At 39.5% G+C, this 21,448-nt stretch carries 13 protein-coding genes and 1 CRISPR repeat array; of the genes, 3 read left to right on the top strand and 10 right to left on the bottom strand.

What is annotated here, in order from left to right; genetic code table 11:
- Positions 1-71: 71 nt before the first annotated feature.
- Entirely contained in the window at positions 72-4,262 is a 4,191-nt protein-coding gene (gene rpoC / locus I2F31_RS13085) for a DNA-directed RNA polymerase subunit beta' (RefSeq protein ID WP_195768853.1), read from the top strand.
- 96 nt (positions 4,263-4,358) lie between these two features.
- A CRISPR array of direct repeats spans positions 4,359-6,668; the repeat unit is 28 nt; unit sequence CTTCTAAACCATCTATGCGATGGGTAAC.
- A gap of 96 nt (positions 6,669-6,764) precedes the next feature.
- Here rpoC and cas1f read toward each other — a convergent pair.
- From cas1f to I2F31_RS13060, 5 genes are read right to left on the bottom strand one after another with little or no spacing between them, the layout of a single operon-like run.
- Positions 6,765-7,718, bottom strand: a complete 954-nt coding sequence (gene cas1f, locus I2F31_RS13080) for a type I-F CRISPR-associated endonuclease Cas1f (RefSeq protein WP_195768854.1) — start codon at positions 7,716-7,718, stop codon at positions 6,765-6,767.
- 1 nt (position 7,719) lies between these two features.
- Positions 7,720-8,346, bottom strand: a complete 627-nt coding sequence (locus I2F31_RS13075) for a type I-F CRISPR-associated endoribonuclease Cas6/Csy4 (protein WP_195768855.1) — start codon at positions 8,344-8,346, stop codon at positions 7,720-7,722.
- A gap of 2 nt (positions 8,347-8,348) precedes the next feature.
- Positions 8,349-9,449 (bottom strand): type I-F CRISPR-associated protein Csy3, encoded by a 1,101-nt coding sequence (gene csy3, locus I2F31_RS13070; protein ID WP_195768856.1) that lies wholly within the window; start codon positions 9,447-9,449, stop codon positions 8,349-8,351.
- A gap of 23 nt (positions 9,450-9,472) precedes the next feature.
- The gene (gene csy2, locus I2F31_RS13065; RefSeq protein WP_195768857.1) at positions 9,473-10,378 is read right to left on the bottom strand and encodes a type I-F CRISPR-associated protein Csy2; all 906 of its coding nucleotides are present in this window, start codon (positions 10,376-10,378) and stop codon (positions 9,473-9,475) included.
- Entirely contained in the window at positions 10,375-11,547 is a 1,173-nt protein-coding gene (locus I2F31_RS13060) for a type I-F CRISPR-associated protein Csy1 (RefSeq protein WP_195768858.1), read from the bottom strand. Before I2F31_RS13060 ends, csy2 begins: the two co-directional genes overlap by 4 nt.
- 610 nt (positions 11,548-12,157) lie before the next feature.
- Between I2F31_RS13060 and cas3f the strand changes: the two genes are divergently transcribed.
- Positions 12,158-15,355 (top strand): type I-F CRISPR-associated helicase Cas3f, encoded by a 3,198-nt coding sequence (gene cas3f / locus I2F31_RS13055; RefSeq protein ID WP_195768859.1) that lies wholly within the window; start codon positions 12,158-12,160, stop codon positions 15,353-15,355.
- Between the two features lie 90 nt (positions 15,356-15,445).
- Here cas3f and I2F31_RS13050 read toward each other — a convergent pair whose 3' ends face one another.
- From I2F31_RS13050 to I2F31_RS13035, 4 genes are all read right to left on the bottom strand, one after another.
- Entirely contained in the window at positions 15,446-16,222 is a 777-nt protein-coding gene (locus I2F31_RS13050) for an ABC transporter ATP-binding protein (RefSeq protein WP_195768860.1), read from the bottom strand.
- An 11-nt stretch (positions 16,223-16,233) separates the two neighbouring features.
- Positions 16,234-16,947: an ABC transporter permease gene (locus tag I2F31_RS13045; protein WP_195773992.1), complete on the bottom strand. Its 714-nt coding sequence runs from the start codon at positions 16,945-16,947 to the stop codon at positions 16,234-16,236.
- On the bottom strand, positions 16,944-17,633 hold the full coding sequence (locus I2F31_RS13040) for an ABC transporter permease (RefSeq protein ID WP_195769023.1): 690 nt from the start codon (positions 17,631-17,633) through the stop codon (positions 16,944-16,946). Before I2F31_RS13040 ends, I2F31_RS13045 begins: the two co-directional genes overlap by 4 nt.
- Before the next feature lie 93 nt (positions 17,634-17,726).
- The gene (locus tag I2F31_RS13035; protein ID WP_195768862.1) at positions 17,727-18,512 is read right to left on the bottom strand and encodes an ABC transporter substrate-binding protein; all 786 of its coding nucleotides are present in this window, start codon (positions 18,510-18,512) and stop codon (positions 17,727-17,729) included.
- A gap of 380 nt (positions 18,513-18,892) precedes the next feature.
- Here I2F31_RS13035 and I2F31_RS13030 point away from each other — a divergent pair, with 380 nt between their 5' ends.
- Positions 18,893-19,696, top strand: coding sequence for a hypothetical protein (locus I2F31_RS13030; protein WP_195768863.1), 804 nt, complete (start codon positions 18,893-18,895; stop codon positions 19,694-19,696).
- 271 nt (positions 19,697-19,967) lie between these two features.
- On the opposite strand, the gene dcm is transcribed toward I2F31_RS13030, so the two are convergent.
- Entirely contained in the window at positions 19,968-20,963 is a 996-nt protein-coding gene (gene dcm / locus I2F31_RS13025; protein WP_195768864.1) for a DNA cytosine methyltransferase, read from the bottom strand.
- Positions 20,964-21,448 lie beyond the last annotated feature (485 nt).

Raw genomic sequence — 21,448 nt, 5'->3', positions numbered from 1 at the left:
TCAGTAATAAACAATATTTGTGACCCTGCCGAGAAAGTGACTACACTTTACTCGGCACACGGAGAAAAGAATTGAAAGACTTACTCGATATCATGCGTAAGAAAACGGACTCAGAGGGTCATACTCCAGTTGAGTTTGACAGAATCCGTATTGGTCTTGCATCACCAGAAATGATTAAGTCATGGTCTCATGGTGAAGTGAAAAAGCCAGAAACCATTAACTATCGTACGTTTAAACCAGAACGTGATGGTTTATTCTGTGCCAAAATTTTTGGTCCAGTAAAAGACTATGAATGCTTGTGTGGTAAATACAAGCGTATGAAATACAAAGGCGTCATTTGTGAAAAATGTGGCGTTGAAGTTACCACTGCTAAAGTACGTCGTGAGCGTATGGGTCACATTGACCTTGCATCACCAACTGCACATATTTGGTTCTTAAAGTCATTACCAAGCCGTATTGGTTTATTGCTTGATATGACACTACGTGATATCGAACGTGTTTTATACTTCGAATCATACGTTGTGACAGATCCAGGCATGACAGCGTTAGAGAAATACCAACTTCTAAATGATGAAGAGTATTACACCGCGCTTGAAGAGCATGGCGACGAATTTACTGCGAAAATGGGTGCTGAAGCTGTTCAAGATCTTTTAAAAGATATTGATCTTGAAGCTGAAATTACACGTTTACGTGAAGAAATTCCACAAACGACTTCAGAAACAAAACTGAAAAAAGCATCTAAGCGTTTGAAATTGATGGAAGCATTCTATCAATCAAATAACAAGCCTGAGTGGATGGTAATGAATGTATTACCAGTATTACCACCTGACTTACGTCCGCTTGTACCGCTTGAAGGTGGTCGTTTTGCGACATCTGATTTGAACGATTTGTATCGTCGTGTGATCAACCGTAACAACCGATTGAAGCGTCTGTTAGAGCTTTCTGCACCAGATATCATTGTACGTAACGAAAAACGTATGTTACAAGAATCTGTTGATGCATTGCTTGATAACGGTCGTCGTGGTCGTGCGATTACGGGTTCAAACAAACGCCCTCTAAAATCTTTGGCAGATATGATCAAAGGTAAACAAGGTCGTTTCCGTCAAAACTTGCTTGGTAAGCGTGTTGACTACTCTGGTCGTTCGGTAATTACCGTAGGTCCTACATTACGTCTACACCAATGTGGTCTTCCGAAAAAAATGGCGCTTGAGCTTTTCAAACCATTTATTTTCGCGAAACTACAAGCATCAGGCCAAGCAACAACCATTAAAGCTGCGAAGAAAATGGTTGAGCGTGAAACACCAGAAGTGTGGGATGTACTTGCGAACGTGATTCGTCAACACCCTGTGATGTTGAACCGTGCACCAACACTTCACCGTTTAGGTCTACAAGCGTTTGAACCTGTTTTAATTGAAGGTAAAGCGATTCGTCTACACCCACTCGTATGTGCGGCATTTAACGCCGACTTCGATGGTGACCAAATGGCGGTTCACGTACCATTAACATTAGAAGCACAGCTTGAAGCACGTGCTTTGATGATGTCTACAAACAACATCTTATCACCTGCCAACGGTGAACCAATTATCGTACCTTCTCAGGACGTTGTATTGGGTCTGTACTACATCACGCGTGATGCAGTCAATGCCAAAGGCGAAGGCATGATGTTTGCTGATACACATGAAGTAAACCGTGCGCTTGCAACACATCAAGTGGCAATGCATGCACGTGTGAAAGTGCGTGTACACCAAACTGTGATTGATGAAAATGGTAATCGTGATAAGCAAACGATTATTGTAGATACAACACCTGGTCGTTGCCTACTTTGGGAAGTTGTTCCTGAAGGTTTAAGCTTTGATATGATTAACCTTGAAATGACCAAGAAAAACATTTCTAAGCTAATCAACACCTGCTACCGTAAATTGGGCTTAAAAGACTCTGTTATTTTTGCCGATCAATTAATGTATCTTGGTTTCCGCCAAGCAACACGTTCAGGCGTGTCAGTTGGTATGGAAGATATGGTGATTCCACCAACCAAACAAGCAATTATTGATAAAGCAGAAGCTGAAGTTCGTGAAATTGAAGATCAATTCGAACAAGGTTTTGTAACTGCAGGTGAACGCTATAACAAAGTGGTCGATATTTGGGCGCGTACCAATGACCAAGTTGCTAAAGCGATGATGGATAACTTGTCTTCTACCATGGTTAAAAATAAACAAGGTGAAGATGAGAAGCAAAAATCATTTAACAGCATTTACATGATGTCTGACTCTGGTGCACGTGGTAGTGCTGCACAGATTCGTCAGCTTGCGGGTATGCGTGGTTTGATGGCTAAGCCAGATGGCTCGATCATTGAAACACCGATTAAAGCAAACTTCCGTGAAGGTTTGACAGTACTTCAGTACTTTATTTCAACGCACGGTGCACGTAAAGGTTTGGCCGATACTGCATTGAAAACTGCAAACTCGGGTTACTTGACTCGTCGTTTGGTTGATGTAGCACAAGATTTAGTAATCACTGAGTCAGACTGTGGTACGAATGATGGTCTTGTGATGACACCATTTATTCAAGGTGGTGACGTTATTGAAGCATTACGTGACCGTGTACTTGGTCGTGTGACTGCTGAAGATGTGAAACGTGCGGCTGATGATGAAGTTGTACTTGCAAAAGGTACGCTGATTGATGAGAAAATCGCAGCATACCTTGAAGAGTCAGGTGTGGATGAAGTTAAAGTCCGTTCGGTTGTAAGCTGTCAATCTACATTTGGTGTGTGTGCGGCATGTTATGGTCGTGACCTTGCTCGTGGTCACTTGGTAAACCCAGGTGAGTCTGTTGGTGTTATGGCAGCTCAATCAATTGGTGAGCCTGGTACACAGTTAACCATGCGTACATTCCACGTGGGTGGTGCTGCAAGTAGAACATCTGCTGCAAACAGTGTACAAGTGCGTAATAAAGGTACAGTACGTTTCCATAATGTGAAAACAGTACAACACTCAAAAGGCCATTTGGTTTCTGTATCACGTTCGGGTGAAATTGGTATTGCCGATGAGCTAGGTCGTGAGCGTGAGCGTTACAAACTACCATACGGTGCGAGCATCTTGTTGAAAGATGGCGAAGCTGTAGAGGGTGGTGGTATTGTTGCAACATGGGATCCGCATACACATCCACTTGTAACAGAAGTTGCTGGTAAAGCACGCTTCTCTCAAATGGTTGATGGTGCAACGATTACATCTAAAACAGATGATACAACGGGTATGACTACAGTAGAAATTCTACCTGTAACTGCACGTCCTGCATCTGGTAAAGATTTGCGTCCTGCAATTGTGCTTGATACAGCAGAGGGTGGTGAGCAATTCTACTTCTTACCACAAAACACTATTGTGACTGTACGTGATGGTGAAACCATTGGTGTAGGTGACGTAATTGGTCGTGTACCACAAGAATCTTCACGTACTCGTGATATTACCGGTGGTCTACCACGTGTTGCTGACTTATTTGAAGCACGTAAACCAAAAGAGCATGCGATTTTGGCTGAAGTTTCAGGTATCGTGAGCTTTGGTAAGGAGACTAAAGGTAAGTATCGTCTTGTGATTACACCAGATGATGGCGCTGAAATTTACGAAGAATTGATTCCTAAATGGCGTCAAATGAACGTATTTGAGGGTGAACATGTAAACCGTGGTGAGACTATTTCTGATGGTCCTCAGAACCCACATGACATCTTACGCTTGAAAGGTGAAGTTGCATTAACTAACTACATCGTCAACGAAGTGCAAGACGTTTACCGCTTACAAGGCGTAAAAATCAACGACAAGCATATTGAAGTGGTTGTTCGTCAGATGTTACGTAAAGTAGATATTACTGATGGTGGTGATACAAGCTTTATTAAAGGTGAACAAGTTGACTACATTCGCATGGTTCAAGAAAACCAAGCAGCGTTGGCACAAGACAAGTTCCCTGCGAAGTTTGAGCGTCAGCTCATGGGTATTACGAAAGCATCACTTTCAACAGATTCATTTATCTCTGCAGCATCGTTCCAAGAAACAACACGTGTGTTAACGGAAGCGGCTGTAACTGGTAAAGAAGATGACTTACGTGGTCTGAAAGAAAACGTAGTTGTAGGTCGTTTGATTCCTGCAGGTACAGGTCTTGCGTACCACTTAGAACGTCGTCGTCAAGAATCTGAAGCGGCAGAAGTTGAGTTACATAATGACTTTAGCGAAGTAGATCAAGCATTTAGTCAAGCTCTAAATGAAGAACTATAAGTTATAGCATTGTTATAAAAAAGGCACCTTAGGGTGCCTTTTTTTATTAATCCCTATCATTACGTACTTTATCTTTAGCTGTTGGAGAGATGAGAGTTTCTAAACCATCTATGCGATGGGTAACCAGCTACGAATCAATTAAGTAAAAAGACACAGCTTCTAAACCATCTATGCGATGGGTAACACATGACTTAAAAATGCAATTGATGCGTGAGGCTTCTAAACCATCTATGCGATGGGTAACAAAGACTGTTACAAACAACGCTTTAAGCCTTGCTTCTAAACCATCTATGCGATGGGTAACTTTTGGATTTAATACCTGATCTGCAATTTTAACTTCTAAACCATCTATGCGATGGGTAACAAATTAAACTGATGGTAGAGGGTAAATGGCATCTTCTAAACCATCTATGCGATGGGTAACAAGTAAACGCAGCCCCATGTATGAAAATAGGCACTTCTAAACCATCTATGCGATGGGTAACTAGCAACACTAATTTTAGGGCAAAGTGGTACACTTCTAAACCATCTATGCGATGGGTAACTCTAGCCCTGCACTCTGCGGGGCTTTCTTTTGCTTCTAAACCATCTATGCGATGGGTAACTTCACACGGCGTTAGTGCTATGACTCAGGCAGCTTCTAAACCATCTATGCGATGGGTAACCAGAGATAGACCAGCTACTACCACGCTTTCTACTTCTAAACCATCTATGCGATGGGTAACAGACTATGCAAAAAAAGCACTCACAGCGGAGACTTCTAAACCATCTATGCGATGGGTAACTATTGCAGACAGTAAGCCGACTTACGGTTTTTCTTCTAAACCATCTATGCGATGGGTAACCAGAATATACAAAAATGGCAGAAAGAGCTGACCTTCTAAACCATCTATGCGATGGGTAACCTGCATAAGCTTTATAACCAGTATTCAACTCTCTTCTAAACCATCTATGCGATGGGTAACGAATTGAGGGAAAAAGGTTTTTTGGCTAAGGACTTCTAAACCATCTATGCGATGGGTAACGCTGATGGTACGCCTATCTTTGGTTTTGACAACTTCTAAACCATCTATGCGATGGGTAACGGAAAATCAGGGGTGATACTGTTGCTTGGTGTCTTCTAAACCATCTATGCGATGGGTAACTAATCGTGCAATTTTTGCAGGAAATGCCATCTCTTCTAAACCATCTATGCGATGGGTAACTACTCGATGTACCCGTGATGTTCACTTGTGCGCTTCTAAACCATCTATGCGATGGGTAACCTCATACATTGAACGAAATAAATTCGCTACTACTTCTAAACCATCTATGCGATGGGTAACTGGCGTAAAGCAGTATCTATATGTGTGTCATTCTTCTAAACCATCTATGCGATGGGTAACGCATGGGGCGACTGCACTTACAAGATGATTGGCTTCTAAACCATCTATGCGATGGGTAACTTGATTACCGTGAATTACGTGCGTGTGATTATCTTCTAAACCATCTATGCGATGGGTAACTATTTTATTATTATTTGTCACTTATTACATAACTTCTAAACCATCTATGCGATGGGTAACCTAAAGATGCAGAAACAGCTGGTTTTTTTGCTGCTTCTAAACCATCTATGCGATGGGTAACGTTGCTCTGCTGTACTTACAATTTTCTGCATCCTTCTAAACCATCTATGCGATGGGTAACATGATATGCACTTAGATGCAAATGCAACGCTACTTCTAAACCATCTATGCGATGGGTAACCTTGAGAGTAAGGACTACCACACTTCACACAACTTCTAAACCATCTATGCGATGGGTAACCATGTTGGGAAATAAATTCACATTATCTTTTTCTTCTAAACCATCTATGCGATGGGTAACTGGTTGTTTCTAGTTCGCCTGACTTGACTACACTTCTAAACCATCTATGCGATGGGTAACACCAAAGAAAAATCATCTAATAAAGATCAGCACTTCTAAACCATCTATGCGATGGGTAACGCACTGCGATTGACTTAACAAGCGGTGTTAGCCTTCTAAACCATCTATGCGATGGGTAACTTGTACCGCCATTTGTGGCCGTTGCAGAGTCACTTCTAAACCATCTATGCGATGGGTAACATCAGCAAAGAGTCTTGTTTAGTAACGATCTGCTTCTAAACCATCTATGCGATGGGTAACTCATCAATAATGATGATGTTTTTTGGAGTCTTCTTCTAAACCATCTATGCGATGGGTAACATTGTCAAACGCAAACCGCATTGTATTTGCGTCTTCTAAACCATCTATGCGATGGGTAACGTATTAACGCCGTACAGAAAAAATACTTTTACCTTCTAAACCATCTATGCGATGGGTAACGCATGACCTATCAGATGGTTTTGCATTCTTCACTTCTAAACCATCTATGCGATGGGTAACTCTATTTTTTTAAATAAAAAACAGAGGAATCAATAATATAAGCTATTAAAGAATAAAAATACATCAATCTTAGTGCTTTCTAGTAACTTGTTGAAATTACTTAACTTTATTACATAGCTCTGAAATGAAGCCAAACATATAGTCTAAAACATCGTTATCTTGGCAGGTTTCAATCAGTTGCATACGAAATTCTTTTTGATTCTGCCCTAATTGTGCAGAGACAAATGCTTGTGGCATCACTAAAGCATCTTTCACTAAGTCTGCAATATCAAACACTAAACCGCCACGACGTGTTTTACCATGAAGCATAGGAAGTGCAAAGCTAATACCCATGCCGTGTAGGGTAACAGCCGCATAACCATAAGCAATATAGTTGCCGTGATCGAGGTAGTTGTTGGCAATATCTTGTATAGAGTCATGCGACTGTTTTCCTTCATCACGACTAAACTCAAAATTAAAACCTCTCGCAAGAGTTTTATAGAGTGCTTTTGCCCAACGCCCTTCTGCGGCAAGTAATTCAGTTTGATTCGAAGCATTTTCTATATCTTGTTGAAAGCGTTGAATCGTCTGAGAATTCAGCACAATGCCGTATTGAATCAGGCTTTGATTTTTCTTCCAAAATTTTTCTACGATATAAATACGCTCGGTTAAAAGTATTTTCGCCATGAGCAAACGTGCATCATCATTGAGCCATGCTTTCATCCATATTTGCATATACTCAGTAGGTCGATACTCACTTTGTGGGGCGAGAAAAGTTAAATCGAGTGCTGAAAATAAAGGCGATCCGCCTGAGCCACAAAACCCAACCATGACATTAGATTCTGCTAAACGCCTCGCTGCGGCATCTGTGAGAGAGCTACCTTTACCTAGGAGTAAAAAAGCGGTGTTTTTTTCGGGGATATTATAAAAATGCTCAATGGGTTGTAAGTTGTCCGTCAGGTAAACAATACGATCATCTTTTAAAACCACACGTACACGTTCTAAATAAAACACACAGGCACGTTTAGATAACATGAGTGCACGACTGCGTTGCTGACGGAGATCACTCATTTTAATTCACCTCAAAAACAGGGAGTGCAAAAGGTTGGCTTTGACGTGCCAATCCATAACTGTCCGGTAAGCCTTGACCGCTTTCTTCTGCATCTAAAATCTGAACAGGAACGGTGAAATTTTGCCCTGTACTTTTGCTAGACACTTTAAAGTAAGGCAGTTTACGTGATTCTTTGAGTCGTCGACTATGTAAACTTTCACATGCTGTCGGATGGTTGAGTTGCCGTTCAGCTTTTAGAGTTGGGATACGAAATCTAAAATAGCTACGTAAGCCTGTCACCTTCGCATGAGGTACAGCTGTCGGGTGGTTTAAAACAGCATAATCTCGAACTTTCCAATGCCCTTTAATGTGATCAATCAATTCTTCAAGTAAATGCTGTTCTGAGGCAAAAACTCTTAAAACATCATAGTTGATCACTGTAGGAGGAATACCATATTTCAGCTCTTTGGCCTGCATTTTTCGTAACTGACGCGGTGATACCTCTAAAGCCAATGCAAACTGTGCAGGCATCTGACGAAATACGGCATGTACCACGGCATAAATTTGATTACGTAAATGTGCCAGTGTGAGTTCAGTATCATCTGTACTGTCTAGTATTCGAATATCGACATAAAAATTCGCTTGCATGATTACTCTCCTTCAGAGTAAACACCACCACGAATTAAACATGCGGTTAAAAACATGCCTTTCTCGCTGTTGGGGTCGAGTGTGTGAATTTCTTTTAAAATATCAAATGCAGAAACTTTCTCTTTTTTATCAATGCGATAAAACTGCTGTGCTTCTAAACTTGCACCATTTGGTTCAATAGGAATAGGTTTGCTGTCATTATCTGCAAACGCTGAATACCATGTGTCAATGGTACGTAAAGCATTACCAATTTTTTGATCCCGAATGGCAGCATGACCCAAAAACTGATTGTCTTTGGCTTGACGTTCAGGCTTAATTGGGTTGATTTGGTACAGTGAACGAGAGAAGCCTTTGGGTTTATCTTCTAAATAGTTTTGTGATGGAAATACTTCAACGCCACCCATGCCAAAGTCGACAATCGCTTGAACATGTAGTGTTGTGTTTAAGTCACCACGTAGACCTTGTACAATAATCTCTGCCAGTTGTTGCTCTTCTGCCGTTGCATGGTCAAATGATTTTAAGCCGAAATCGAGTGCGTTAAACTCAACTGTATTGATATATTTTTTGACGCTCTGACTGTGTTCATGCTCAATCGCTTGGCTGACTTTAATCACAATATGTTCAGCAATACTGCGGTTACGCCACAACCATCGACCATTGGCAATATTACGCACATAGCGACGTGCAATTTCATAGATGCCATCGCTGTCTTTTACACGTGCAATATAGTCTTTAAAGCCTGTGCGAAAGTTTAACTCTTCACTTTTGTCTGTCCCTGCTTTAGAAGCACAAGCAAATAAAATATGCTCAAGATCGATAAAACGTAAATCCCATTTCACCAAGAGTTTTGTTTCGGGTAAAAGTTTTGCCGATTCAGTCATTTGAATATTTGATACTTCACGTGCCACTGAGTTTCCTTCGGCTGCCGCTTTACTTTTATTGCCTGCGACATTCTGAGTGCCACGAATACCATGATACATGACGTTTAAAGGTGTTTCTGTACCGTCTGCATGTAAGTGATAAAATGCTGCATCACTAATGAGTGTGCCACGTTGTAAAGACAGGCTACCTGGTAGTTTTTTAAAATGTTCTGTAGTTGACATGCTGTATTCCTTATCAATTTAAATTAGTGGTTTTTCTGTTGTTGCAATAAAAAAATATCATCGTTAAGCCACTGGTGTTGCCATTGGCTCTGTTCCAAATAATCATCTGGATAAGTCGAATCTTTTAAACTGACTTCATGCAGTACATGGTTTAAAGATTGATACTGAATCAGCCCTGTAAGCGGTTCAGCATAGGCATGTTGGGTATTTTCTTGATGGTCGGCATGGCGAATACCTGAACGCTCATCGGTCGCTTGCTCTAACAAGGCATAGCCGAGTGTTGTAGCAGACAACCACGCTACGCTTTCATTCGGTAGCAGTGCTAAAGCAGGAGTGTCACTGTCTTTATGCGGTGTTTTAGTTGCTAACAGTTGAGTGAAGGCTTGCAGACGATTGACCTGATAAGCCTGTTGATACTTGCTGAGTAGGTCATGGCGGTCGTGGACTAAAAAGCCAGAGCCAACTTGTGCCAAGGCATCTTCTATTTGCTCATGGCTTTGAACTTGACCAAACTCCAGAATATGTCCACCTGCAAACTTACTGCGTTTTATGGCACTCACGAAAGTATTGAGATTTACTCCACCAAGTACTTTCTTTTTAAATTCAATCACGAGGCTCAGTAATAAATGGCAACTTGCTGTGGGTTGTAACGACAGTGCATATTTATTTTTAGATGAATAATCTGACTTGCCAATAAAAACCGAACCACGACGCTGTGCAGGGGTGAAACGCCCGTAAGCCTCACCACCTAAGCGCTGAATGTGGTGATGTACATAATGAAAGCCACAGTCTTTGGCATTGACCTGCCGTGCCAAATGGTGGCTAAACATAGCAGCTGCCATGAGAGGTGCACCTCCCATGACCAAACCACTACTCTGAAAATTTGCTGCCTGTACTTTTAAATAGGGAATAACAAGAAACTCGCTCATGCCAATAGCTCCAGAATACGCCGTGACAGCAGGGTGATGTTTTTTTCTCCAGTGACAGAAATGATTTGTTGTTCTTCTTGATTGCGTGCGTATTTTTTCCAATAGCGATGTTGTGTAATACGTTTTGCAAGATCTAATGAGAAGCTGAGTTTCCAATCATCAAACTGCTGGATTTCTGTATTAATGAGCCCTTGTGTAATAATAGATACACTTGGGTGACTCCAAAAAGAATTACGCTCTAAAGTTTTAAGTGAGGGCAGTTCTTTTTCATGTGCTTTTAACGCCAAGTAAATAGTTTGACCTTGCTCGAGTACATTCTGCACAATTTTTTCAATGAGGCCCATTTCATCTGCACGTTGTTGCATATTTGAAAAAGGTCCAGCAATGCCCAGTGTATTAAAACCAAGCTCAGTGGTGAGTTGAATCTGTAATTTCAATTTTTCAGCATACTCTGATAATTCTGTATAAATAACAGGGTTGATATACGCATTTGAAATTCCATAATCAAAACCTTTATAAAAATACTGAAATGCAAGCCGTGATTGAGTATTAGATGGTGGTGAACTCACCACAATAGGGCGTTGCATGGCGCGAACAAGACTGCCTACATTTTGAGCATTTGATCCGCCAATACCAAATACAGCAGTCTGAATATTTTTTAAGTGAGTATCTTTAGCTGCTGTTTTACGTTGTTCTTTGAGTGCATCGACTTCTATATTAAGTACATGGTTTAACCCTGCGGCAGTCAGTGGGCTGATAGAAATATACTGACCGTCTTTGGGAATGAGCAGTTGTCGCATACGCACATTGATATGCGCCAAACCTGCTGAAAAAGGGTGTGTAAATGCTGTGGCAAGTTCAGATTTAAGCGCAGTGACCTGTTGTTTAAAATCTTCTTCGGCACTTGATAAGTCTTCATTGAGCTGAGCTGCTTTCACGACTTTAAAGACCGTGGCTGTTTTGCCCGCATTGGCTTGGTAGTCCGTTGGAATAACAATGCCATCACTGAGCAAAGTACGTGCTGAAATATAAGGCAAGTCGATTTGTTGCGTTGTAGCTAGGCGTAAGCCACCTTTTTCAATATTGGAGTTAATGGTTTTTAAACTAAAATGTACAGAATCAGCCAGTGCTTGCTGAAATACATTTAGGTCAGTTTGCTGATCTGTCATTATTTGTTTTACCTCTCGTGTTCTTTATAGATGGTATGGGTGTTTTAAAATGCTTTCATTTGTTTTGTGTATATTTGTCAGTGCTTTTATATTTTTAACACAAATTTAAGTAATCACAAGCGTGTAATGCATGCATAGCGACATGGTCTGTCGCTATGCATGTTACAGACTGATTAGTTGAAGATGCACTTTAAATGTTCATAGCCTTTTAATGTGACTTTGACTCGAATATGAGGAATATAAATACCAGATGAATGTAAAACTGAAACAGTTTCATTGATGAGTCGACCACTTTTGTAATATGGCTATATACTTCCCAAGATTTGGTCGATTTGTTTTTAAAGATATAGCCGAGTTCAGCAAGTTTTAAGTTAAAGATTAAGGGGGGGACATTTAAGAGCTTGGCTGTAGATCATGTAGGGAAATGGTTGTTTTTTTAGAGTGTGGTTGGACTAGATCTAAGCGTTATTTGATATTGAGAGAGTTATACTTTACTTTGATGTTCAGTTTTTGGAGTTAAAAAAGACTAACATTAACTTCTCAACTATCTGGCCGATAGCAAACAGTTCAGCTATTCTAAACTAAATCTTAAAATAAAATAACCACGATTATGCATATTTTGATTCAGTCAGCGTGTGAGAAGCGTGCACTTAAAAAAACCAGAGCCGTGCTCGACAGTTATGCTATTCGTACAGGGCAAAGCACATGGCAAGCACCCATGACCATGGAGGGTTTAAAAGAAATTAGAACAGCATTGAAAAGAACAGCCACCAGACAAACCGCAGTGGTTGCCTATATCAACTATGGTACACGGCGTATGAAACGTGTATGGGTGGTGGGTTCAAAGCAAAAATTTAACTTAGAGGGTGCATACCCAATTGCATCGACTAAAAAACCATATAAGCAACAACAGATACCGGCTTGGGTACGTGTTGCAAGTTTATTGGCAGGTGCTGCAGGTGATGTGCATGACCTTGGCAAAGCCTCACAACATTTTCAGCACAAACTCATGCCCCAAATGGCATCATCAATGGTACGAGATGATATTCGCCATGAATGGTTGTCAGTAAAGCTACTACAGCAATTGCGTAAAAATGATTGGCATTGGCAAGACGCATGGAAAAACCTAACGCGTGGTTTATCTTGCTTAACTTTGGGTGATCGAAAGGTCACGGAAAATGACCAAATTTCGGCATTTTTATTAGATGTCTTTGAGGCGGTCGATTATTTGGTGGTGACACATCATGGTTTACTCGGTGGTGATAAAAACTGGAATCCCGATCAGAGTTTACATGTGCGAAATAATCCGCCAAACCAAGCACAGTTGAGCTGTGCGGGTGAAATAGATGCGACGATTTTTAAAAGCCATCAGCATCGTATGGCACGTGTAATAAAAATGCTTGATGGCACAGAAGATGTATTGTATTGGAAAGCATTGGCTTTTTATGCTCGTGTGGCACTCATTCATGCCGACCATGTGGTTTCAGCAGAGCAATACTCAGTGAATAAACCTGAGGGTATTCGTTTATTTGCCAATACTAAACTAAAAGAGGTGGGTCAAAATAAAAAGCAGAAACTACAAGATCAGCCTTTAAATTGGCATTTGCAACAGGTTGGAGATCGAGCGGCGTACTTTGCCAGCAAAATGACCACAGATTTGAGCATGGCAGGTTTAAGCGAACAAACCGTTGAATATATTTGTCAGCCTGCCACAAGTTCACGCTTTCAGTGGCAAAATGTCGTTGCCAACGCACTGCATAAACACATACAAAAAATGCCAGATACACCGTGTTTAATGCTCAATATTGCAGGTACAGGGAGTGGAAAAACTCGTATGAATTTACGGGCCGCCTGCACACTTCGCCCAGAAGACCCACGTATTGCGATTGCTTTAAATTTACGTTCATTGACGCTACAAACAGGCGATGCATTAAAAAGCTCAATGAATTTATCTGATGATGAAATAGCGATTATTATTGGTGATCATGTCAGTCAAAAGCTGTTTAGTCAGCGTGAAAAAAATGATGTGCATGTCGATGATGATGAAAACATCTCTGAGCCAATGTTTGATGCCTACGGTGAAGAACAACATATTCCGAATTGGTTAAATCCTTTATTCACCAAAACAGTAAAAGGCAAAAAAGTCATTGATAAAACAGCACGCACGGTTTTGGCTGCACCACTTTTGGTCTCGACCATTGATTATTTAATTGCAGCAGGTGAACCACAAAAGCAAGGTCATCATGTGAAAGCCTGTTTGAGGGTGATGAGTAGCGATTTAGTTTTAGATGAAATTGACAGTTATGACCCTAAAGCACTGATGGCGGTGCTACGGTTAGTGCAACTTGCTGCATTGCATGGTCGGCATGTGATTTGTTCATCTGCAACCTTGTCCGAAACGGTGGCAGACAGTATTTACCGTGCATTTGCATCAGGCATAGAAATGCGAGCAGCACTCAATAAACAGCCTGAAAAGTTTATCCTTGCTTTGGTCGACAATGAACTCAAGCCCAAAGTGTCTGTACAAAGTAGCCATGAAAAAAGTGACTTTTTAACGCGATATAAACAACATTTGAGCGACTTACAGCAAATATTATTACAGAAATCAGCACAGCCGTATCGTTTAGCGACCCTTGCTGAAATGCCTGTGGCTTCGATTGTCGCATGGAAGGAAACGATTTTAACTCAAATAAAAATGCTACATGAGCACCATTGTTGGCAAGTGAAAAAGACTAAAACCGATATTTCTTTTGGCTTAATTCGTGTTGCCAATATTAAACATGCCATTGCATTGGCGAAATATTTGAGTGCACAGCTACCGCATGCAAAAGTGGCTTGTTACCATGCCAATGACTGGATTATTTCACGGTTTCATAAAGAACAGTGTCTAGATTATTTACTGGCACGGCATAAAAATGGCAGTAAACGCCCGACAGGCAATGAACATATTTATAACGATGACAGTATTTTATCTTTCATTCAAGCATCGGATAGCGACAGTATTCCTTTTATTGTGATTGCTACACCTGTAGAAGAAGTTGGCCGTGACCATGATTTTGATTGGGCAGTGATTGATGCTTCGAGTACGCAGTCGATTGTACAAACCGCAGGGCGAGTGAATCGACATCGTTTAAATGTTATGAAACAGCCTAATATTGCCATTCCACAGTTTAATTATCGCTATTGTGCCAATGAAGAACTTGCTCAACCTCAAAAAAAAGCAGTGTTTACCAGACCTGGATATGAAGGCTATGCAAAACTAAAAACCTATCAGACGCAAGACTTGCAAGATCTATTACCTTGGAATGAAGATCAACAGCTCGTTATAGATGCACGATTACGCTTTGATACAGGGTATTGTTTATTTGCTAAAAATGATGATCAGCAAATTAAAGCCTTTAATGAGAAATTCTTTGCATCGTCAGGGTATCAGCTTTTTTCAAATCCGCAGACATATTGGGGCTTAATGACCGAGCAAATTTATGTAGATACCTGTTTGCGTGATAAACAAAGAAAAGAGGTTTATCATTTTAATGATGATGGTGATTTGAATTTCTACCATCATACGGGTCTCATAGAATTGAATCCTCAAACAGGGCGATATGAGGAGTGCATACGTGATGCAGATTTTAATATACAGACTGCCCCTGACAATGCATGGCTATATTTAACACCAGTACAGTTGCAAGCATTATGTCTTGCTCAGGGCATTCATATTGAAGATGGCTGTAAAGTTTCATTGACGGTGTATCGTGAAGATATACCTAATTGGGCATATCACATTGCATTTGGTTTATGTGAGGTCTAGTTTTGAACGCAATGTATTGTTGCAAGACTGTACCAGGGGGTCACCACAAAATGGGATTCATGGTGACTAATGAGTATTAATAGACAGATTTTATTTTAAACTACCTGTCAAGAACTGCTGTAAACGTTCGCTTTTCGGGTTGTCTAAAATTTCTTGTGGGTTACCTTGTTCTTCAATTTTGCCCTGATGCAAAAAGATCACTCGGTTAGACACATGGCGAGCAAAGCCCATTTCATGGGTCACCACAATCATGGTACGTCCTTCTTCTGCCAAGCTTTGCATCACTTTGAGTACTTCACCAACAAGTTCAGGGTCTAAAGCACTGGTTGGTTCATCAAACAGCATCACTTCAGGTTCCATGGCTAAAGCACGAGCAATGGCGACACGTTGTTGTTGGCCACCTGATAAAAACGCAGGATATTTACCCTCTATGCTTTCATTAAGTCCGACTTTTCTTAAGTATTTGCGTGCACGTTCTTCAGCTTCTTTACGTTTTACACCCAATACATGTATAGGGCCTTCCATGACATTGTCTAAAACGGTCATGTGTGACCATAAGTTAAAATGCTGAAACACCATCATCAGCTGGGTACGCATTTTTTGCAGTTGTTTAGGGTCAGTGGCTTTTAAGTTGTTATTTTTATCATAAACCGTTTTGAGTTTTTCACCGTTGAGTTTAATCGAACCATTGCTTGGTTGCTCTAAAAAATTAATACAACGTAATAGGGTACTTTTACCAGAACCAGATGAACCAATAATGCTGATTACATCGCCTGCTTTGGCATCTAAAGACACGCCTTTGAGGACTTCATTGTCGCCAAAGGTTTTATATAAGTCACGAACCACTAGTTTGGTTGAATCTGTCATGTGTGTTACTCCTAATGATCCGATGGTTTTAAAAATGCCAACCAACGCTTTTCTAATTTTCTAAAGATTGCAATGAGTAGAAAAGCCAAACATGCATACAGTACTGCTGCAATACCAAAAGCATTGAATGTTTGATAGGTTGCAGAGTTTACATCTCGCGCAATTTTCAAAATATCTGGTACAGTCGCTGTAAAAGCAATACTTGTTGCGTGTAGCATTAAGATCACTTCATTGCCATAGAAGGGAAGGGCACGACGTAACATGGATGGAATAATAATACGGGTATATTTTTTCCATGGTGACATACCAAATGCTTGCGCAGCTTCTATTTCACCGTAAGGAATAGCACGAATTGCACCTGCAAATATTTCAGTGGTATATGCACTGGTATTGAGCGCAAAAGCTAAAATTGTACAATTTAACCCTTCTCTAAAAAATTCATCGAGTAGTTCATGGTCGTGAATAAAGTCAAAGCTGTAAATACCCGAGTAAATAATTAACAGCTGTACGTACAATGGTGTACCACGAAAAATATAAGTAAATAACCAAACAGGACGGCTAATAAAAGGATTGCTTGATACACGAGCAATCGCTAAAGGCACAGCAAGTACAAAGCCAATTGCAATTGACAACACCAATAACCAAGTGGTCATGGCAAGACCTGTCATTTGCATACCATCAGTCCAAAGATAAGACTTCCAGTATTCTTGAATAATTTCAATCATAGTTGACCCTTTCTTACCCCAGCCGAATAACGACGCTCAAGCCACATTAAAATGAGGTTGGAAATAGTGGTAATTGCAAGGTAAATAATCGCTGCAACAACACTAAAGTAAAACACTTGCATGGTACTTCGCCCAGCATCTTGAGTGATCTTAACAATATCTGTGAGACCAATAATAGAAACCAGAGCAGTTGCCTTGACCAAAACTTGCCAGTTGTTTCCAATACCTGGCAGTGCAAAACGCATCATTTGCGGAAATAAAATACGTCGAAACACTTGAAATGGTGTCATACCATATGCAAAGCCTGCTTCAATTTGTCCTTTAGGAACAGATTGAAATGCACCGCGAAATGTTTCTGTAAAATATGCTCCATAAATAAATGCAAGCGTAATGACACCTGCTGCAAATGGATCAATGTCAATTTGATCCATATGTAATGGTTCAGTGATGGCATTTAGCCCCATTTGAAGGCTATAAAACAGAAGTAGCATGATCAGTAGATCGGGAATACTACGAATAAGGGTGGTGTATACAGTCGCGATAGAACGTACAAACTTAATTCGGGAGATTTTGCAGACTGCACCAATTAAGCCAATAAGAATTGAAAGTATGAGCGAAAATAGTGCGAGCTGTATGGTCATCCATGTGCCACTGAGTAGTGCTGAACCATAACCAGACAAAAACATACTCATCTTCTCCAAGTGAAACGATAAATCTGATATTGATGAGAATAATACATAAGAGAAGTGCCAGCACAGGGCTGACACTTGGTATTGAGCTTAGTAGATGCTAAAAGGGAAGTATTTTGTCTCTAGTTTTTTGTATGTACCGTCTGCAATGATTGCTGCGAGTGCTTTGTTGATATTTTCACGTAAGTCGTTATCTTCTTTACGTAAACCAACGGCTGCACCTACACCCAGTGTTTTTGCATCAGTTACATTGTTACCTGCAAAAGCAAAGCCTTTGCCTTTTGCTGATTTTAAGAAACCAGCATCAACCATAAGCGCATCTTGTAGTGATGCATCTAAACGGCCTGAAACTAAGTCTTGATAGAGGACATCTTGGTTTGGATAAGATACCACTCTCACACCTTGAGTTGCCCAGTACGTTTTTGCATAGCTTTCTTGCATGGTGCCTTGTTGTACGCCAACACGTTTACCTTTGAGGGATGCTACGGTTGGTTGTAATGGCGAGCCCACTTTTGCAATCATACGAGTTGGTGTGTTGTAAATCTTATTACTAAAAGCAATTTGTTTTGAACGTTCTTCTGTGATGGTCATTGAAGATAAAATACCATCAAATTTTTTCGCTTTTAGTGCAGGAATCATACCGTCAAAAGAGTTCTCTACCCAAACGCATTTTGCTTTAAGGTGTGCACAGATCTCGTTACCTAGGTCTACATCAAAGCCTGTGAGTTTATTATCAGCTGTTCTGTATTCGAAAGGTGCATAAGATGATTCTGTACCAAAGCGAATCACAGACCAGTCTTTGGCTTGAACATGTGTCGCAAATGTCGCAAGCATTACTGTTGTTGAAACAAGTATTTTATTCTTCCAATTTTTCATACGGAATTTTCCTAAAAAATAAATTCATTGAACAGTAAAGTTTGTGAAACTTACTTCTCACTGCTTGATGATTGCCAAGCAAGTTTTATACCATAGCTAACTTAAATCGGTGCTAAAAAGTTGCAAAAAAAAGTAGCTACAATTGTTGAAAGCACATTATACAAACGACTTATGCCATCACGGAGCGGGATTTTACAGACTTATTGGTCTGAATTGGCAATTTGTTTCAAAAAACATTCAATTTATAGTCATTTGTACAGTGTTTTGATATAAAAGATATGTAGCTTTGCAGTGCTTAGAATATTTTAAGAGGGGATTAAGCGAAAAGTAAAGCACAGCAGATGTTGTTCCATCTCTAAAAATTATAAAGTGTGACCAAAATGTCGTTTCAATACCTTTCAAAAGATCATAATAATTATGTCATTAATTCAAAGGCTAACTTTGGTACAGGGGCTCAAGTCATATGCTCTAAAGACGATATATTACGGGTACTTGAGTTTAGTTGGAGTATGACTTTTGGTGTGACAGGTGAGCATCGGAGCTTTCGTTCAGGTGGTCAATATATGCGTAGTGACTTAGAAACATTTATAGATGTTTTTATTAGTAAGCTAGGTGAAGTTGCATTTTTTAATATGTGTTTGCAAAGACCCTCTGTGAAGCACATTACAGAGGTTGATTATGCCTGTTATGGTAAAGGCCAGTGGGATAGTGCAGATTTTATCATTAATCAGCAATACCATATTGCCATAAAAACCACCAAGCATTTTGGGCATTTGTTGCTCTTAGAGCAAAAAGATTGGTCTACCACCGCTGGGCAAGCAATCTATTTACCCAACCAGCATGCTCAGAGTAAAGGCAAGTACGATTTTTTATTTTTTAGTCGTGTGAAAACAAATATTAAAGCATTATTCAAAGATATACGTCTCCAAAAAAAGAGCATAACTGTAAATGATAAAACGGCCATTTTATCTCAGTTGAGGGCGAAATTACTTATAACCTTAGAAGTAGTGGGTTATGTAGATAATGCCACGTTAGCTTATATTATTGATGAAAAATATATACTGCCACAAAATGCGACATTGAATGGTAAAACACGTATGGACGCATCTAACTACTATTTACAAAGTGGTTTTTTCTCAAAAGTTAAAATCAATCCACCTAATACTCACGCATTCAAAATATGATGTCTTTTTGCAATCTCAAGATTAGAGACCTAAAAGTATGTTGACTTCGTGATACATTTTGGGAAATGACAGATGGGTTTTAATTAATAAATCATATTTGATTACAACGGTTTGTTGAGCGTATGAATGGTTTAATTTTATATAAAAATATTTTTAACTTTGATCGGTCTTTGTGTGTGCTAATGAGAAGAAGCTTTTAGGGTGTGTACAACTATATTTTTAAATACCCATAGGTTGAACCTGTTTTATTTCAACCTATGGGCTATGTGTTTTAAAGTAGAGTGATTTGTCGGTCATCGACAACAGTTTTTTTGATGGCTAAGGCTTTTTTTATTTCTAGTGCAATACGTGCAATAACGGGGACAACAACACTATTACCTGCTTGTTTATATAGGTTAGCATTACTGGTCTTTTCAGGCAGTTTAAAGTTTTTTGGAAACCCTTGAAAATTAAAACATTCTCTTGGTGTGAGTTTTCTAATTGTGTTGGCGTGACCTTGAACATTTAATAACGGCACGTTGTGTCCACCTGTACCCATGTTGGCTGTGAGTGTTGGACATACATTGCTTTTATTGGCTCGAACATATTGGCGACGCCATTGGTATAAAGTTTTTGCATCTTTAATCTCGTCTACAAGTTGATTAAAGAATGGGGTTTTTGCAGTATAAAAATATTTTTTATCAATTAAATGTTCTTCTTCTAACAGATCACTGATACTCGTTTGTAGTGGAATTGCTGTTGGAAAATTAAATCTTTCGTAAGCTGTAATACTTTTAAAACAGACAATATAAATACGTTCTCTATTTTGTGAAATGTTGCCATACTCGCAGGCATTGAGAACTTTATATTTCACATGATAACCATGCTGTTGCAGGCTTTCTAAAATGGTTTTAAACGTATTTCCTTGGTCATGGCCAACCAAGTTTTTAACATTTTCAAGAAAAATCACAGCAGGTTTTTTCTCATTAAAAATGCGTTCAAGTTCGAAATATAAATTACCTCGACCTTTTTGGTCATCAAAGCCTTGTCTGTAACCTGCTACAGAAAATGCTTGGCATGGGAAGCCTGCCAGCATGATATCAAAATCTGGAATCTCAGATGCTTGTACATCATTAATATCTCTATGATCGACAATAAAATCAAAATTTGCTTTGAGTGTTTCAACGGCAAATGAATCTTTTTCATTGGCATAAATTGTTTCAAAGTCTGCTTGGTCAAAGCCAAGATCAATACCACCTACACCAGCAAAAAAAGATGCACATTTCATTTCAATTCACAAATTGCCTTTAAACCAATGGGCATTTTAAAGATAAATCCATAAAAAAGCAGCCCATCGTGGTGAAAATACGCTTTTATTGATCATTTTGGAAAAGTTTCATGGTTCTTTCTCTCAAAGTGATTTGTGTGTGGGTAAAATATTTTAAAAGAGAGCATCGTTTCGTATTTGTTTTTTCAGAATTTGATTAAACAGCCATTTAGGTGTTTTAGTTGTACAAGAAAGTTAATTTTTCTGTCAATTCTTAGAAAAGGAAAATGATCTTGGACTCAAATATGATCTTTATTACATCGTTTTAAATCAGCTTTTATTTGCTTTACTAAGTAGGCTGTTTTTTAATCTATTGGTTTAGTTTTTTAAAGTATAAAGCCATTTATTTTTATTAATACCAAGTATTTTAATCGGAATTTAAATGTGATTTTATTAATGTAATAAATACCAACTATTTTTCTTGGTTTTAAATAAAAGTGTATTAA

The sequence above is a fragment of the Acinetobacter rathckeae genome (assembly GCF_015627125.1).
Classification (GTDB): domain Bacteria; phylum Pseudomonadota; class Gammaproteobacteria; order Pseudomonadales; family Moraxellaceae; genus Acinetobacter; species Acinetobacter rathckeae.
This window is presented reverse-complemented; position numbering and strand designations above follow the sequence as displayed.

Coding starts and splice junctions, on each gene's coding strand:
- cas1f (WP_195768854.1), bottom strand. CDS start 7,718: ATGAGTGATCTCCGTCAGCAACGCAGTCGTGCACTCATGTTATCTAAA.
- I2F31_RS13075 (WP_195768855.1), bottom strand. CDS start 8,346: ATGCAAGCGAATTTTTATGTCGATATTCGAATACTAGACAGTACAGAT.
- csy3 (WP_195768856.1), bottom strand. CDS start 9,449: ATGTCAACTACAGAACATTTTAAAAAACTACCAGGTAGCCTGTCTTTA.
- csy2 (WP_195768857.1), bottom strand. CDS start 10,378: ATGAGCGAGTTTCTTGTTATTCCCTATTTAAAAGTACAGGCAGCAAAT.
- I2F31_RS13060 (WP_195768858.1), bottom strand. CDS start 11,547: ATGACAGATCAGCAAACTGACCTAAATGTATTTCAGCAAGCACTGGCT.
- cas3f (WP_195768859.1), top strand. CDS start 12,158: ATGCATATTTTGATTCAGTCAGCGTGTGAGAAGCGTGCACTTAAAAAA.
- I2F31_RS13050 (WP_195768860.1), bottom strand. CDS start 16,222: ATGACAGATTCAACCAAACTAGTGGTTCGTGACTTATATAAAACCTTT.
- I2F31_RS13045 (WP_195773992.1), bottom strand. CDS start 16,947: ATGATTGAAATTATTCAAGAATACTGGAAGTCTTATCTTTGGACTGAT.
- I2F31_RS13040 (WP_195769023.1), bottom strand. CDS start 17,633: ATGTTTTTGTCTGGTTATGGTTCAGCACTACTCAGTGGCACATGGATG.
- I2F31_RS13035 (WP_195768862.1), bottom strand. CDS start 18,512: ATGAAAAATTGGAAGAATAAAATACTTGTTTCAACAACAGTAATGCTT.
- I2F31_RS13030 (WP_195768863.1), top strand. CDS start 18,893: ATGTCGTTTCAATACCTTTCAAAAGATCATAATAATTATGTCATTAAT.
- dcm (WP_195768864.1), bottom strand. CDS start 20,963: ATGAAATGTGCATCTTTTTTTGCTGGTGTAGGTGGTATTGATCTTGGC.